This is a genomic window from Hydrogenophaga sp. PAMC20947 (assembly GCF_004795855.1).
Classification (GTDB): Bacteria; Pseudomonadota; Gammaproteobacteria; order Burkholderiales; family Burkholderiaceae_C; genus Hydrogenophaga.
In genome coordinates, this window is sequence record NZ_CP039252.1 from 3,284,387 (window position 1) to 3,299,236 (window position 14,850).

The following is a 14,850-nucleotide window of genomic DNA, read 5'->3' on the forward strand; positions in this document are numbered from 1 at the left end:
AGGGTGCCTGGGGCCAAACCCTGATTGTGACCCGACGCGCGCCCACAGCCCGCGCTCGACACCATAGACCGGCACAATGGCCGTGGTCGCCCTCCCCTTGTGACCTCGACACACGCCTTCTTCGATTGCCGCTCCATGCCCCGTACCCCAGCCCCCCGCACCACCACCCCTTCGCCCGCCACACACAAGCAGCAGCTCGATCTCGCCCTGCAAGGTGGCGGATCGCACGGCGCCTTCACCTGGGGCGTGCTCGACCGCTTGCTGGAAGACGAGATGCTGGAGATCGCCGGCGTCAGCGGCACCAGCGCGGGCGCCATGAACGCCGTGGCCATGGCCGCTGGCCTGATGGAGGGCGGCCGCGAAGGCGCCCGGGCGACCCTGCGCCGATTCTGGCAACGTGTGGCCGAAAGCTCGCCCTTTCACCAGCTCACCGCTGGACCCTGGGGCAACCTGCTGGGCCCCGACAACCCCTGGCTGCAAGCCTGGACCGCGCCATTGCAGCAGCTCGGCCAGATCATGGGCAGCCAGCTCTCCCCGTACCAGCTCAACCCGCTCAACCTCAACCCCCTGCGCGCCATCCTGGAAGACACCGTGGATTTCGAGCGCGTGCGCCATTGCGACCGCACCCATCTGTTCATCGCCGCCACCCAGGTCAGCACCGGTGAGCTGCGCATCTTTCGGCAAAACGAGCTCACCGCCGACATGGTGCTGGCCTCTGCGTGCCTGCCCCTGCTGTTCCAGGCGGTCGAAATCGAAGGCGAGGCCTATTGGGACGGGGGTTATGCCGGCAACCCGAGCTTGCTGCCCCTGATCAGCGAAACCCCTGCGGACGACCTGCTGCTGGTCCAGATCAACCCCACGCGGCGCGATGATTTGCCCACCAGCGCCAACGACATCCTGGACCGCGCCAACGAAGTCACCTTCAATGCCAGCCTGCTCAAAGAGCTGCGCACCATCGGCCTGATCAAGGAAGTGATAGAGGCTGCTGGCCGGCCCGACTGCACCTACGACCGCCCCCTGTTTCGCCGCGTTGACGACCTGCGGCTGCACCGGCTGGAAGCCGACGCGCAGCTCTCCAAATTCGGCGCCGCCAGCAAGAGCCGCACAGGCTGGGACTTCCTGTCTCAGCTGCACGACATGGGCCGCCATGCGGCGGATGCCTGGCTAAAGGTACACCGCCAACACCTGGGCAAACGATCAACGTTCGAGCTGCCTCAATTCCAGCCAAACTGAGGCTTGGGCATGAAAACCAAAACGCCGGCAACAGGCAGAGCCCACATGCGGTTGCTGACACCCCGTTCCCTGCGACTGCTGCCGCTGCTGCCCGCCATCGCCACGCTGCTGTTGCTGGGTTTGGTCTTGTGGGCCAATCAGCGCATCGTTGCCCGCGATCTGGCGCAACGGGCCCACTACCGGGTGTTGTAAAGCGCCAGCACCTTTGCAGACCAGCTTGCTGTTGTGGGGCCTGCCCGGCGCCCTGCCCTATAAGCAGGTGCTGGACATCGTCTCCGGGCAGCTGAACTCCTGTGCGGCCAAAACCTCTGGGAGTGAGCACGCCCTCCTCGGGCCTTGCCTGACGGACTCCGAACGAAACCTCCCTGCGACACAGGGCGGGCCCTTGTTCCCCGTTGGCACTGCGCCGCCCCGGCCATGCACGTGCCCGGCTTCGGCTGCGCAAGCTGAGCAGTTGCCGCACCGTTCGGCAAAGGTGGCACCCAGCGCGTGACTGGTCCTGGCGAAGGTCAGCAGCAAAACAAGGCCGCGCATGCTGCCAGCCGGCAGCGGGCTCCAGAAAGGCATGACGGACCGGCCGGCGGCCGTCGTCGTCGTCTTCTTTGCAGGGGACTTCATGGCTTTTTGGCCCCGACAAATAAACCCCGACCTGTCTGCCTATTGATATCCGACAAACCCAGTCGTCGGCCTATCGGGCCATACTCCCACTCCCATGAGCCCCACTGCCATCTTGCTGACCACTCTGGGCTTCGGTGCCGCGCTGATGGGCGCCCGTCACGCTTTGCACCGAGGTCTGGCGCCACATGCGAGCACCATAGGCGACACACCGCTCGAGCTCGGTCTGTGTGCCCGCGATGTGCGCATCCCTGTGGCGAAGGGCCAGGGCCTGTTTGCCTGGTATCTGCCCGCACCAACATCGGCCACGCATCCCTCGCCCGCCGTGGTTCTGCTGCACGGCTGGGGTGGTAACGCCAGCACGCTGCTGCCCGCCGCTCAGGCCCTGCACAGCGCGGGCTACGCCGTACTGCTGCCCGAATCCCGCAACCACGGCCGCAGCGACCGTGGTGGTCACAGCTCCTTGCCGGCGTTTGCCGACGACCTCGACGCCGCGCTGAACTGGCTGGGCCGGCAGCCTGGCGTGAATGCACAGCGCCTAGCCGCTTTGGGCCACTCGGTGGGCGCGGCGGCGGTGTTGCTCGTGGCCTCGCGCCGGCCCGGCTTGGCTGCCGCCGTCAGCGTTTCGGCCTTCGCCCACCCGGAGCAGGTGATGCGCCGCTGGCTGGCCGCAGTCCACGTGCCCTACTGGCCGCTGGGTTGGGGGATCAACCGGTATGTGGAGGCAGTGATCGGTCATCGTTTCCGGGATATTGCTCCGGTGAGCACATTGCCGCTGGCGCGTTGTCCGGTGCTGCTTTTGCATGGGCAACAAGACAGCACCGTGCCCGTGGCCGACGCGCACACCCTGATGCAAAACAAAGGCTGCACCCGAACGACCCTGCTCGAACTCGCCGGCACCCACGAAGGCTTCGACGACCCGGCGCAGGCTGCGCAAGCGGTGATCGAGTTCCTGGGTCTCAATGTCTGAGGCGCTGCCGGTTTTACGGCCGCCGCCCGGGCTCAAAGCCCTTCTCCCCGCTGAAAGTGCAGAGGTATCAGATCTTGACCGGGCCCTCCCAAGCCTGAGTCAATATACCCGGCTGCGCATCGGCGGGACGAGACGGCCACGGCTCACAGCGATGCACTGAGCGCTTTGCAGGCGGTATTGGGGTTGCCTGTGGCCTTGGTGATTGCGCACCCGGCATGCCGCGGCTGATGTTTCAAGTGCCTCAACACGCTCATGAGACGGCGCTCTAGACAGGCGCAAGCCGGGTGATGGCCGTTTCCGGCATTTGTTGCAGCATTTTCTGGAACGCGTGCATGCCGCGGGCCAACTCGCGCCAGGCGCCGAAGTGTTGTTCGTGGGTGCGGGTTCAGGGGCTGGTGAGCGGCACGGTGAAGTAAAACGCCGCGCCCTGCCCAACCGCACCTTCAGCCCGCACGGTTCCACCATGGCGTTGAATCAGACGCTGCACGCTGGCCAGCCCGATGCCCGAGCCTTCAAATTCGTGGTGCGCATGCAGCCGTTTGAATGGTTTGAACAACTGGTCGACGTACGCCATGTCAAAACCCGCCCCGTTGTCGCACACGCAAAACTCCACCATGCCACCGGTATGGCCCACCCGCTCAAATACGATCTTCGGCTGCGGCGTCTGGCTGGTGTACTTCCAGGCATTGCCCAGCAGGTTTTGCAACACCACGCGCATGAGCACCGGGTCGGCCATGGCGCTCATCCCGGGCGCAATCGTCCAGACCACCGCACGCTGCGGATCTTCACGCGCGATATCGACCACCACCGCCTGCGCCAGTTCACTCAGGTTCACCTGCTGCAAATGCACAACTGCCCGGCTTTGGTGGGCCATGGTCAGCAAGTCGGTGATCAGCAAACCCATGCGGCGCGCGCCATCCTGGATGCGGCGCAAATGGGCCCGCCCCTCGGAAGACAAGGTTTCGGCCTCTTCCTCCAACAGGGTTGCGAATCCGTGGATGCTGCGCAGCGGCGTGCGCAAGTCGTGGGAAACACTGTAAGCAAAAGCCTCCAGCTCGTTGTTGAGCGCGCCCAGTTCGCTGGTGCGGGCAGCCACGCGCGCCTCCAGCTCTTCGTTCATGGCCTCCAACGCCAGCTGCGCAGACCGGACTTCCGTGATGTCTTGCACCGTGCCCTGGCAACGCACCGGCTCCCCGTTCTCAAGCTCGAAGATGCCCAGCGCGTGTACGTGTTTCACGCCGCCATCGGGTAACAGGACGCGGTGGGCAACGTCCATTTTGACGCCAGACTTGATCGCCTGTTCGAACTTTTCCTCAAAGCCCGCGCGGTCTTCTGGGTGTACCCGTTTCAATATGTCTTTATAGGCCGAGCTGTCTGAGCCCTGTTGCATGCCCATGATGCGGTAGACCTCGTCAGACCAGATGAAATCACGCGTGCGCAGGTCCAGGCTCCAGTGCCCCAACTTGGCCATGCGCTGGGCATCCTCCAGCTGACGCGCGCTTTCGCGCAGGGCCTGGCCGGTGCGCTCTTCCCGCCTGAGCAACCAGGCCACGGCCAGACCACCCGCCAGCAGCACGCCCGACAGAAGGCCCGTCAGCCAGAAACTGCGGTTGAGGGACGAGACCACGGGCGCCAAAACCGACGATTCGGCCAAGCCCACGACGATCAAGATGCCGTTGCCAGCCAAGCGATGCCAACCGAACACGCGGGGTACCGTGTCCACCAGGCTGTTTTGCCGGTACGTCCCCGAAACTGCAGCCCCTTCTTGAAGAAAGGGCCGGTCTTTCGGCGCCACTTGCCCCATGGCCGCAGCGTTGTCCACACTGCGTGCCAAGACAGGCCCATCGAAGTTGAGCAAGACCACGATGTCTTTTTTGTCCAAAGCCAGCCGCCCCAGTCTTTGTCCCATGCGTTCTGCAGAGATCAACAGGTAGATGGCCCCGGCAAACTGGCCGTCCCGGTACAGCGGCCGCCCCACCGGAATCAACCATGCCCCATTGGCGCTCGATTGCAGCGGATTGCCCACCACCATGTGATCAGATCCTGAATGCACGGCGGCGAAGTGTGGCCTATCCTTGATATCCAGGCCAACATCTATATTCCGGCTGCTGTAGACCACCTGGCCCTCTGCGTTGACCACGCTCAGATGGGAAACCAGACCGTCCGGCAAGAAATTCAGCTTCTGCGCCGCCAGAGCCTGACCGGCCTCAGGTTCCCTTAGCCACGTTTCCCTGACATCCAGCAGGGTGTGGTCCATCAGCGCCAACTCGGCCCCGACCTGACCCGCCATGGCATCCGCCAGCTGCATGCTACGCAACCCCGCCCGCTCGAACACCTCAGCGCGCCATTCATTTTGCGAGCGCTGGTTCAAACCCCACAGCATGGCCACGGCCACCGCGGTGAACAGCAGAACCCACAACAAGACCGATCGCCCATTCAATTTCACAAAACCGACTCCTGTACAGGCGAATACCCACCGCAGTGATTGCGGCAGTGCTTCTTTGTACAGCAAACCGGGCAGGGCAAGCACTGAATTCCCCATGCCATCCCCTCGTAATTCACGAACCACGCACATACCGGAGCCAGAGAGAAACAGCCGCTCATCCACGCTGCGGGCGGCACCGTGCGCATCCCTGCGCAGCCGCCACGACCCTCTTCGCGATCTGGGGGGTGAACAGACCACCCATGCCATGCTGGCCCGCGATGACGCCCAGCCCCCAAATCTCGCGACAAAACCCGGAGTCAGGTGCAAATTCGAGCATGACAAAAGCGTAGGCCATGAAGCTCAAAGCCACGGTTCAGCACGGGACTTGTATATAAGTAATTACTGAATTACATTACCCATATGCCCAGTGCAACAACTTTCAAGCAACCCACCGAAGTGCGGCAGACCAGCCTCATCAAGGCTGCATTGGCGCTCGCAGGCGAGCGCAGCCCGGCAGACGTGACGACGGCTCAGTTGGCGCATGCCATCGGCGTCACGCAGGGTGCGGTATTTCGCCACTTTGAGAGCAAGGAGGCGATCTGGCTGGCTGTGGTGGAGGACACCAGCGAGCGCCTCTTGGCGCACCTGTCCGCAGCGGTCACGCCCCACACCGACGACGGCCTGAGAGCCCTCGAGGCCGTGTTTACCGCACACGTGGCGTTTGTGATCGAACACCCCGGCATGCCACGCCTGGTATTTCAAGAGTTGCAGCAACCGCAGGACACTCCACTCAAGATGCGGGTGCGCTGCCTGCTGCAGGCTTACCGGGTGCTGCTGTTGGAGCAGCTCCAGCGCGCCCAAGACCAGGGACAGCTCGCGGCGGGCACCGATTTGCCAGCGGCGGCTGTGTTTTTCATGGGCTCCATCCAGGGTCTGGTGATGCAGGCGCTGGTGAGTGGCGATGTCGCCTCGATGCGGACGCAGGCACCCAGCGTGTTTCGCCTCTTGCGCGCCGGGCTGAGCGCCTGAACGAGACCTGCATACCGGCCTCCTGCCCCCTTGCCTTCCCCTATTCACCAGAATTTCCCACCATGAAACTCACACCCGACACCACCCGCCGCATTTTTCTAGGTGCCTTGGCGCTCGCCCTGATCGCCGCGCTGGCCTGGGTGGCGCTGCGCACCGGTCCGCTGGCCCCAGTGCAGGTGCAGACCGTGAAGGTCACCCACGGCACGGTGTCGCCCGAGCTGTTTGGCATTGGCCAGATCGAGGCGCGGCGCAGCTGGATGGTGGGCCCGACCACGCCAGGGCGCGTGTTGGCGGTGAAGGTGGATGTGGGCGACCGGGTGGAGCCCGGGCAGGCATTGGCCGAGATGGACGCAGTGGATATGGACCAGCGCCTTGGCGCACTCGACGCTTCGCTGGCGCGCGGGCAAAGCAGCCGCGCTGCGGCGCAAGCCCAGCTGGCCGACGCACTGGCCAAGCGCGCGCTGGCCGAGGCCAACCTGAAACGCAATCAAGACCTCGCAAGGCAAAACTTCATCAGCGCGGGCGCTCTGGAAGCGCGCACGCAAGAGACGGCTTCGGCCAGCGCAGGCCTGCAAGGCGCGCAAGCCAACCTCGACGCCACCGCGCAAGACCTGAACCGCCTGCGCGCCGAGCGGGCGGCGCTGGCGCAGCAACGCAACAGCCTGAAACTGGTGGCGCCGGCGACGGCGATCGTATCGAGCCGCGACGCGGAAGCGGGCAGCACGGTGGTAGCGGGCCAAGCGGTCGTGAAGCTGATCGATCCGACCAGCCTTTGGGTGACGCTGCGGGTAGACCAAGGGCGTTCGGGCGGATTGGCGCCGGGTTTGTTGGCCCGCGTGGCGCTGCGCTCGCGGCCGGGGGAAACCTTCGCGGGCAAGGTGGCCCGGGTGGACCCGATGGCCGATGCGGTCACCGAAGAGCGGCTGGCGCAGGTGGCGTTTGACGCGGTTCCGGCTGGCATTTCCGTGGGAGAAATGGCCGAGGTGACCTTGCAACTGCCGACCAGCGAGAGCGGCCTACTGATGCCCAACGCGGCACTGCAAACCCAGGCAGGCAGCCGAGGCGTGTGGTTGCTCAAAGACGGCGGGCTGAGCTTTGTGGCCCTGCGCACAGGCGCCAGCAGCTTGGACGGTATGGTGCAGGTCACGCCGCTGGACACCAACGCATTGCAGGAAGGCGACGCGGTGGTGGTCTACAGCCAGAAGGCGCTTTCTGCAGATACGCGCATTTCAGTGGTGGATGAATTGACCCCCGCAGGAGCAGCCAAGTGATCAGCCTGGCCGGACGCGACATCCTGCATGGGTGGAGCAAATACGTGCTGACCGGGCTCGGCCTGGGGCTGCTGATTGGCGTGACGCTGACCATGGCGGGCGTGTACCGCGGCATGGTCGACGACGCGCACGCCTTGCTGGGCAACAGCGGGGCGGATCTTTGGGTGGTGCAGAAAGACACGCAAGGGCCTTACGCCGAGTCGTCGAGCATCAAGGACGATGTGGTGAAAAGCGTGCGCGGTATGCCGGGCGTGGCCGCGGCGGCAAACGTGGCCTACTTCACTTTGCAGGTCAGCCACGGCGAAAAAGATGTGCGCGCGATGTTGGTGGGCATGGCCCCGGGACAACCCGGCGCACCCGGCTATCTGGTGGCCGGGCGTCAGCCCACACGCAGCCATTACGAAGCGGTGGCCGATGAAAAAACCGGCTTTGCTCTGGGCGATGAAATTGGCATTCGGCGCCACAGCTACACAGTGGTGGGCCTGACACGGCGCGCCGTGTCTTCCGGTGGCGATCCGATGATCTTTGTCTCCATCAAAGACGCGCAGGAAGCCCAGTTTTTGAAGGACAACGACGCCATCGTCAACGACCGCGCCCGCACCGCTGCCAACCCGGTCTTCAACAGGCCTGGCGTGCCCGGCTTGCTGGAAGCGGTGCAAAATTTGCAAACGAGCAGCCGCAATGTCAACGCGGTGCTGGTGCAGATCGCGCCGGGCGCTGACCCGGAAGCGGTGGCCGAGCCGATACGGCGCTGGAAACACGTGAGCGTGTACACGAAGGCGGGCATGGAAGACATTCTTGTGGTCAAGCTGATCGCCAATTCAGCGAAACAGATCGGCATGTTTCTCGTCATCCTGGCCATCGTGAGCGCGGCCATCGTGGCCTTCATCATTTACACCATGACCATGGGCAAGCTGCGCGAGATCGCCGTACTCAAGCTCATCGGCACGCGCGACCGCACCATCGCCGGCATGATCCTGCAGCAGGCACTGGGCCTGGGGCTGATTGGTTTTGCCGTGGGCAAGATCGCCGCCACGGCCTGGGGCCCGGCGTTTCCCAAATACGTGTTGCTGATGCCAGGCGATGCGGTCACAGGCTTTGCCGTCACCATGGTGATTTGCGCATTGGCCAGCACGCTGGCGATTCGCGTGGCCCTCAAGGTCGACCCCGGCGAGGCCATTGGATGAACGCCATGAACACAACAACAACCCCTCAAGGCGGCATCCTGATCGAAGGGCTGCGCAAAGTTTACGGCAGCGGTGATACGGCAGTCGAAGCGCTGAAACACGTGAACATGCGGGTCAGCCCCGGCGAAGTGGTGGGCCTGGTTGGCCCCTCGGGTTCAGGCAAGAGCACTTTGCTCAAATGCCTGGGCGCCATCATCGAACCCACCAGTGGCCGCATGACGCTGGGGCAAGATGTGATCTACGACAACGGCTGGAAGGTGAAAGACCTGCGCGAGCTGCGGCGCGACCGCATCGGCTTCGTGTTCCAGGCCCCCTACCTGATTCCCTTTCTCGACGTGACCGACAACGTGGCCCTGCTGCCCATGCTCGCGGGCATGCCCAACGCCAAGGCCCGAGAACGCGCATTGGAGCTGCTCACCGCACTGGATGTACAACACCGCGCCAGGGCCGAGCCCTCTCAACTGTCGGGCGGCGAGCAGCAGCGCGTATCCATCGCGCGGGCGCTGGCCAACCACCCGCCAGTGATCCTGGCCGACGAACCCACCGCGCCACTCGACAGCGAGCGCGCGCTGGGCGTGATGCGCATCCTCAACCAGATGGCGCGCCGGGCCAACACGGCCATCATCGTGGTCACACACGATGAAAAAATCATTCCCACCTTCAAACGGATTTACCACATTCGCGACGGCCAGACCGTGGAAGAAGCGGGCGAAGGTCGGGCGCTCGAAGGCTGAAGAACGCACCCATTCCACCTCGATCGGAGACCCCATGACTACCTCACAACGTTTGCGCGCACTGGCCGTGGTGGCCCTGTTGTTTGGCGCACTCACCGTGTTCAGCGGTGGCCGGGCCCTGTTTGGTGGTGCGGCGGCTCGCGCCGCCGTGGGCAACGCGGTGGACTTCGTGCTCTGGTTCAACTTCCTCGCTGGTTTCCTGTACATGCTCGCCGGTTGGGGGCTGCTGCGCCGCCAAGCCTGGGCGCGCCACCTGTCCACGCTCCTGGCCCTGAGCACCGCCGCCGTGGCCACTGCCTTCGCGGTGCATGCGGTGGGCGGCGGCGCCTTTGAGGCGCGCACCGTGGGCGCCTTGATGCTGCGCCTGGGCTTCTGGGTGGTGGTGGCGTGGGTGGCGCACCGGTCCCTGCGAGGCGCCCAGCTTGCGGCCAGCGCGGAAGGCGGTTGAGCGTCGGGTTGCCGATTCCCCATGCCATTGTCGGGTGCGGACACCGGGTCGGCATCGACGGCACGAATGTGGGCACAAGGATCGCGCTGTTTCAAATGGGCCATGCGTTCTTAACCCCCCGAGGGCCGCTTCGCGCTGCTCCCCGTCGGAGGGGGAAGTTGCGCTCTGAACGTTGTCACGCGGCTGCCACAGGTCCGTTGCGCCTAGCCAGGACAGCCACGGCAATGAGCCCAGCCGGTCACCAGCACGCCGTTTCTGTGCTGCTGGCGTGACAGCTCCTGCGGAACGCAGCAGGTATGCTGCGCGCACCGCCAAGCGTCTGCCGCGCCCCCTTCCCACCTGGACACCCCCTCTCCCGTGCCTTCCCCCAACGCCGAGTCCGCCCCTGCGGCGGCCCATGCGGCCAACACCCAGCCCGCCTCGCCGCCGTCGCAAGCCACCCTGTGGGCCATGTTGCTGGCGCTGCTGTCGGCCTTTGCGCTCAGCCAGGCATACCGCACCGTCACAGCCATCATGGCGACCAGCTTGCAAACCGATTTTGGCCTGACGCCCGGATCGCTGGGCGCGTTTGCCGGACTGTTCGGCTTGTCGTTTGGTGTCACCCAGTTCTTCATGGGCATTGGCATGGACCTGTATGGCCTGCGCCGTACCGTGCTCACCGCCTTCCCTCTGGCCATCGCTGGCGCGACCCTGTCGGCAACGGCACCGAGCTACGGTTGGCTGCTGCTGGGACAAATGCTGATCGGCGTGGGCTGCGCGCCAGCCTTTCTGGCGTGCACAGTGTTCATTTCCCGGCATTTTCCGAGCTCGCGCTTTGCGTTTGTGTCAGGCGTTGGCCTGGGCATTGGCGGCATTGGCCTGCTGCTGACCGGCACCCCGCTGGCCTGGCTGGTCGAGCGGTGGGGCTGGCGCAGCGGCTTTGCCCTGCTGGCTGTGTTGTCTTTACTGGCTTGGCTGTTGATCTGGCGCCGCGTGCACGAACCTGTCGTTGCCGGCTCGACGCCCGAGCGGGAGCGCTGGGGCGTGGCGGTGCGTCGCTTTGGCGCCCTGTTTCTCTTGCCGCACACGCTGGGCATCTTGATGCTGGGCATGGTCGCCTACGCCTCCTTCCTCTCGCTGCGCGGGCTGTGGATCGCACCGATGCTGATCGACCGCTACGGTTTTACCTTGGTCGAAAGCGGCAACATGGCGCTGGTGATGTCGTTGATTTCCTTGTTTGCCCCGGCCCTGTTTGGCCGCTTCGACCCGGGCCCGACCCGTCGGCGCGCATGGGTGGTCAACTTTTCATTGTTGGTTGCCGCGCTCTACCTGGGGGTGGGGCTTGCGCACCACGCGGCGCTGAACATAGCACTGGTGCTGTGCATTTCGGTGCTGTCGGGCTATGCGGTGCTGCAATATTCCGACGTGCGCTCGTCTTACCCCCCCGACCTCACCGGGCGCGCGCTCTCGGTGTTCACCATGGCCATGTTTCTGGGCGTGGGCCTGGTTCAGTGGCTCACCGGCTGGGTCGCCGAGTGGGCGCTGGCTCAAGGACTGGAGCCCTACCGCGCGGTAATGATCACCATTGCCACGCTGCTGGCGCTGGGCTCGACCGCGTTTCGCTGGCTGCCCCGGTCGCCGCTCTTGCAGCAAGAGCCCGGGCCACAGACGGTACAACACACGCCCTGAGTATTTGGGTCAGCCACCTGAAGTGCTGCCCATATCCGGTGCGCCAAGCCCCTTCAGCAGCAGCGGCGCTGTCGCCGCCAGCACATCACGCAGACCCTGCCCAGAACTCCGGCGAGCACCCCGGCTACCATTGCCCCATGCAATTCTTTGATTCCGACGCCACCCGCTCCGCCCTGCCCTTCGATCGCTTGGTCCCGGCGTTGCGCGAGCGCTTCGCCGCTGGCTGCGAAACACCACCCCGCCACGTCCACGAAATCACCAACCCAGCCGACGATGTCACCCCCGACCTCGTCGGCCGCCGCATCACCTCGCTCATCATGCCGGCCTGGATTCCGGGCCAAACCTACGGGGTCAAGATCGTCAACATCGCGCCGGGCAATGCCAAACGCGGTCTGACCGGGCTGCACGGCAGCTATCTGCTCTTTGACGCACGCACCGGCGTGCCGCTGGCCCACATGGACGGCGACCAGATCACCGCGCGCCGAACAGCGGCAGCCTCGGCCCTGGCGGGCTCTTACCTGGCCCGTGCCGACGCCAAACACCTGCTGCTGGTGGGCGCTGGGCAGGTGGCGCGACTGCTGCCTGCGGCCTACCGCACGGTGCGGTCCATCGAACGGGTCAGCGTGTGGGCGCGGCGCGCCGAGCAAGCCGAGCAGCTCGCGCAGCAATTGCGAAACGAAGGCTTCAATGCGCAAGCCACAAGCCAGCTCGAGCTGGCTTGTGGCGAAGCCGACATCGTGAGCTGCGCGACCTTGTCGATGGAAGCTGTGGTGCGCGGCGCCTGGCTGGCGCCGGGCAACCACCTCGACCTGATTGGCAGCTTCACCCCCGCCATGCGCGAGGCAGACGATGCCTGTTTTGAGAACGCCCGCGTGTTCGTCGACACAGACGAAGCGCTCACGAAAAGCGGCGATTTGCTGATCCCCATGGCCCATGGGGTGCTGCGCGCCGACGATATCCGGGGCACGCTCACCACCTTGTCCAAAGGGGTCGCCACCGGCCGCAAGACCGATGCAGAGCGCACGGTGTTCAAATCGGTGGGCACAGCGCTGGAAGACTTGGCGGCGGCCAACCTGATTTACGAAACCCTGGGCCAACCGCAGGCCTGAGGCAGGCTTGATGTCGGCTTGACACCTCTGGACCCGGCCCCTGAGGGCAGGCGTCAGGCCATGGGGTTGCCGTTCAGCGTTGTCTGGGGCACCTGCTGGATCGCATCCCAATGCTCCACGATCTTGCCGTAGGCATCGAAGCGGAAAAAATCCATCGTCACATACTGATCGTTGTCCGGCCAGGTCTGGAGCGTGTGCAAAGCCACCAGATCGCCCTCGGCCACCGCGCGCACGAATGCGATCTGCTTGTCGGGATACTGCTGGTGCATCGCGGTGAAGTAGTCGACGAAGGCCTGCTTGCCATCCGCCACCAGCGGGTTGTGCTGGATGTACTCGGCACCCACATACAAGTCCACCGCTTTGGCCGGTTCACCGAGGTAGGCGGTGCGGTAAAAGTCGATCGCGTTCTGTTTGTTGGTTTCTAGCGGGTTCATGCAAAGCCTCCTCAGGTAAACCACAAGGTCGCCAGACCCAGGAAGGCCGCAAACCCGACCACATCGGTCACCGTGGTGAGGATCACACTGCCGGCCAGCGCCGGATCAATGCCCAAACGGTGCAGCATCAGCGGAATCGCCAGGCCCGCCAGCGCAGCGCACAGCAGGTTGATCAGTATGGCCACGCCAATGATGCCGCCCAGCATCGGGTTGCCAAACCAGGCAAACACCAGCAGCCCGATCACCACCGCCCACAACACGCCGTTGATCGCCGATATGCCCATCTCGCGGGTGAACATCAGGCGCAAGTTACCCTTCTGGATTTGCCCCAGGGCCAGGCCCCGGATCACCAGCGTGAGCGTCTGGCTGCCCGCAATGCCGCCCATGCTGGCCACGATGGGCATGAGCACGGCCAAAGCCACCAGCTGCTCCAGCGTGGCTTCAAAGCGGCTGATCACAGCCGCAGCCAGCAAGGCGGTGAGCAGATTGATCCCCAGCCACATCGCCCGGCTGCGCGAGCCCGCCAGCACCGGGCCGAACATGTCGGCCTCCTGGTCCAGACCGGCCATCTGCATCACGGTGCGATCGGAATCTTCCCGAATCTGATCGACCACATCATCCACCGTGATGCGCCCGACCAAACGCCCCGCCGCATCCAGCACAGGCGCAGACAACAGGTCGTGGTCCTCAAACAACTGGGCCACCTCAGACGCCGGCATGTCCACCGGAATCCCCGAAACATCCTCCTGCATCAGGTCGGATACCCGCGTATCGGTGTTGGCCGTGACCAGCGTGCTCAGCCGCAACACGCCCTGGTACAGGCCATGGCGGTCGAGCACCATCAGCATGTCGGTTTGCGGCGGCAAGGTCTCCAGCAAGCGCAGATAGCGCATCACCGTGCCCACCCGCACATCGGCCCGCACCTCGATCGGATCGGCGTTCATCAGACCGCCGGCGGTGTCTTCGGGATAGGACAGCAACGCTTCGAGCTGCTGTCGGCGGCTGCCGCCTGTGGCCACCAGCAGCTGGGCGCCCAGCGCCGTTGGGAGCGACTGGATCAAATCCACCAGATCATCGAGTTCCAGGTAATGGGCACTGGCGGCCAGATCGCCAGGCTCCATTTGCTGGGCCAGCGCCGCGCAAATCTCTTCATGCAGAAAGGTCAGCACCTTGCCCGCGCGATCGGTCTCGACCATGCTCCAGACTTCACGGCGCTCGTCGGGTGGCAAGGCCTCCAGCAGACCCGCCACCTTGGCCGGGTGGGTGCGGTGCAGCAGCTTGCCCACGCGCTTGAGACGCCCCTCGGACAGCGCTTCGCGCACCGCCTGCAAATGGCCTATCGTCTTGCCGCCCCCGCGCGCGGCCGTGCCCGCCTCGATGACGTCTGCGGCATCTTCCGCCTGGTCTTCCACATCGAGCGCCCGGAAATGCTGGCGTGGCTCGGCGCGCAAGTGCGGCAATATGCGGCCTTCCAACGCGGGATCCACCTGTTGCCACAGGGCGTCCCGCCGTTGGTCGTCCAGCCGTTCGATCAGGGCCGCGACCTTGGCGGGGTGCAAACCGGCCATGAGCTTTCGCACCCGCTTGTTGCGCCCGGCATCCAGCGCTTCAATGATGCGCTCACTGTCGGTGACCGCCCGCGAGGCCGGGTGGTTGTCATCGTCATGGGGGTCGTGGTCGTCGTGGTCGTGGTCGTGGTCGTGGTCCATATCGTTGTTGCTTTTCAT

The 14,850-nt window shown here is 64.8% G+C and carries 13 protein-coding genes; 10 read left to right on the plus strand and 3 right to left on the minus strand.

What is annotated here, in order from left to right; translation table 11 throughout:
* Positions 1–135 precede the first annotated feature (135 nt).
* From E5678_RS14940 to E5678_RS14950, 3 genes are all read left to right on the plus strand, one after another.
* The gene (locus E5678_RS14940) at positions 136–1,233 is read left to right on the plus strand and encodes a patatin-like phospholipase family protein (RefSeq protein ID WP_136179262.1); all 1,098 of its coding nucleotides are present in this window, start codon (positions 136–138) and stop codon (positions 1,231–1,233) included.
* A 9-nt stretch (positions 1,234–1,242) separates the two neighbouring features.
* Positions 1,243–1,425 carry a hypothetical protein gene (locus E5678_RS14945; protein WP_136179263.1) on the plus strand — a complete coding sequence of 61 codons (183 nt, stop codon included), beginning with the start codon at positions 1,243–1,245 and terminating at the stop codon, positions 1,423–1,425.
* Positions 1,426–1,945: 520 nt separating this feature from the next.
* A complete protein-coding gene (locus E5678_RS14950; protein ID WP_136179264.1) occupies positions 1,946–2,818 on the plus strand; it encodes an alpha/beta fold hydrolase in 873 nt (290 codons plus the stop codon).
* Positions 2,819–3,203: 385 nt separating this feature from the next.
* Here E5678_RS14950 and E5678_RS14955 read toward each other — a convergent pair whose 3' ends face one another.
* Positions 3,204–5,264 (minus strand): ATP-binding protein, encoded by a 2,061-nt coding sequence (locus E5678_RS14955; RefSeq protein ID WP_168708574.1) that lies wholly within the window; start codon positions 5,262–5,264, stop codon positions 3,204–3,206.
* A gap of 399 nt (positions 5,265–5,663) precedes the next feature.
* On the opposite strand from E5678_RS14955, the gene E5678_RS14960 reads away from it, so the two are divergent.
* The 7 genes from E5678_RS14960 (at position 5,664) to E5678_RS14990 (ending at position 12,689) form a co-directional block, all read left to right on the plus strand.
* Positions 5,664–6,272, plus strand: coding sequence for a TetR/AcrR family transcriptional regulator (locus tag E5678_RS14960; RefSeq protein WP_136179266.1), 609 nt, complete (start codon positions 5,664–5,666; stop codon positions 6,270–6,272).
* Between the two features lie 62 nt (positions 6,273–6,334).
* Complete coding sequence (locus tag E5678_RS14965; protein ID WP_136179267.1) at positions 6,335–7,543, plus strand: efflux RND transporter periplasmic adaptor subunit; 1,209 nt, start codon at positions 6,335–6,337, stop codon at positions 7,541–7,543.
* Entirely contained in the window at positions 7,540–8,730 is a 1,191-nt protein-coding gene (locus E5678_RS14970) for an ABC transporter permease (protein WP_136179268.1), read from the plus strand. Before E5678_RS14965 ends, E5678_RS14970 begins: the two co-directional genes overlap by 4 nt.
* 5 nt (positions 8,731–8,735) lie before the next feature.
* Positions 8,736–9,464, plus strand: coding sequence for an ABC transporter ATP-binding protein (locus tag E5678_RS14975; RefSeq protein WP_136179269.1), 729 nt, complete (start codon positions 8,736–8,738; stop codon positions 9,462–9,464).
* 34 nt (positions 9,465–9,498) lie between these two features.
* On the plus strand, positions 9,499–9,912 hold the full coding sequence (locus tag E5678_RS14980; RefSeq protein ID WP_136179270.1) for a hypothetical protein: 414 nt from the start codon (positions 9,499–9,501) through the stop codon (positions 9,910–9,912).
* A gap of 441 nt (positions 9,913–10,353) precedes the next feature.
* Positions 10,354–11,580, plus strand: a complete 1,227-nt coding sequence (locus tag E5678_RS14985) for an MFS transporter (RefSeq protein ID WP_348770380.1) — start codon at positions 10,354–10,356, stop codon at positions 11,578–11,580.
* Positions 11,581–11,717: 137 nt separating this feature from the next.
* Entirely contained in the window at positions 11,718–12,689 is a 972-nt protein-coding gene (locus E5678_RS14990) for an ornithine cyclodeaminase family protein (protein ID WP_136179271.1), read from the plus strand.
* Between the two features lie 53 nt (positions 12,690–12,742).
* On the opposite strand, the gene E5678_RS14995 is transcribed toward E5678_RS14990, so the two are convergent.
* Both E5678_RS14995 and mgtE read right to left on the minus strand, forming a co-directional pair.
* Complete coding sequence (locus E5678_RS14995; RefSeq protein WP_136179272.1) at positions 12,743–13,123, minus strand: nuclear transport factor 2 family protein; 381 nt, start codon at positions 13,121–13,123, stop codon at positions 12,743–12,745.
* An 11-nt stretch (positions 13,124–13,134) separates the two neighbouring features.
* On the minus strand, positions 13,135–14,832 hold the full coding sequence (gene mgtE / locus E5678_RS15000) for a magnesium transporter (RefSeq protein ID WP_210731924.1): 1,698 nt from the start codon (positions 14,830–14,832) through the stop codon (positions 13,135–13,137).
* Between the last annotated feature and the right edge of the window lie 18 nt (positions 14,833–14,850).

Coding starts and splice junctions, on each gene's coding strand:
- E5678_RS14980 (WP_136179270.1), top strand. CDS start 9,499: ATGACTACCTCACAACGTTTGCGCGCACTGGCCGTGGTGGCCCTGTTG.
- mgtE (WP_210731924.1), bottom strand. CDS start 14,832: ATGGACCACGACCACGACCACGACCACGACGACCACGACCCCCATGAC.
- E5678_RS14990 (WP_136179271.1), top strand. CDS start 11,718: ATGCAATTCTTTGATTCCGACGCCACCCGCTCCGCCCTGCCCTTCGAT.
- E5678_RS14960 (WP_136179266.1), top strand. CDS start 5,664: ATGCCCAGTGCAACAACTTTCAAGCAACCCACCGAAGTGCGGCAGACC.
- E5678_RS14995 (WP_136179272.1), bottom strand. CDS start 13,123: ATGAACCCGCTAGAAACCAACAAACAGAACGCGATCGACTTTTACCGC.
- E5678_RS14965 (WP_136179267.1), top strand. CDS start 6,335: ATGAAACTCACACCCGACACCACCCGCCGCATTTTTCTAGGTGCCTTG.
- E5678_RS14940 (WP_136179262.1), top strand. CDS start 136: ATGCCCCGTACCCCAGCCCCCCGCACCACCACCCCTTCGCCCGCCACA.
- E5678_RS14945 (WP_136179263.1), top strand. CDS start 1,243: ATGAAAACCAAAACGCCGGCAACAGGCAGAGCCCACATGCGGTTGCTG.
- E5678_RS14975 (WP_136179269.1), top strand. CDS start 8,736: ATGAACACAACAACAACCCCTCAAGGCGGCATCCTGATCGAAGGGCTG.
- E5678_RS14950 (WP_136179264.1), top strand. CDS start 1,946: ATGAGCCCCACTGCCATCTTGCTGACCACTCTGGGCTTCGGTGCCGCG.